This window comes from Bradyrhizobium sp. Ken01 (genome assembly GCF_055807355.1).
The window spans coordinates 1-407 of record NZ_JBVVPC010000161.1 but is presented as its reverse complement, the minus strand read 5'-3'; the positions used below and the strand labels follow the sequence as shown (position 1 = coordinate 407).

Annotated in this window: 1 pseudogene; it reads right to left on the bottom strand. The window is 57.2% G+C overall.

The features are described from left to right. Positions 1-407, bottom strand: a pseudogene (locus tag AC0L3S_RS39180) (acetate--CoA ligase family protein); the annotation flags it as partial.

Genomic DNA, 407 nt, shown 5'->3' with positions numbered 1-407 from the left:
GAAGCCGTATGCGACAGCGTCGCCTGCTTGGCCTGTTCGGAACGACCGACCTTGATCGCGACGATTGGCTTTTTTAGTTCCCTTGCCCGTGCCGCGAGTTTTTCGAAACCGGATACAGAATCGAACCCTTCGATGTGTAGACCGAGCGCGGTGACGCGGCCGTCCTCGATCATGGCAAGCGCTATTTCGGAAAGACCGATCTGCGCCTGATTACCGGCAGTCATAAGAAAAGCGATCGGCAAGCCACGTTTCTGCATCGAGAGGTTGATCGCGATGCTGGAGGATTGTGTGACAATGGCAACACCACGCCCTCCGTCGGGCAGCCTTTCGCCGCCATGATGGTCCGGCCACAGAAGAGCGCCGTCTGCATAGTTGATCAAGCCGTAGCAGTTCGGACCGATTATCGG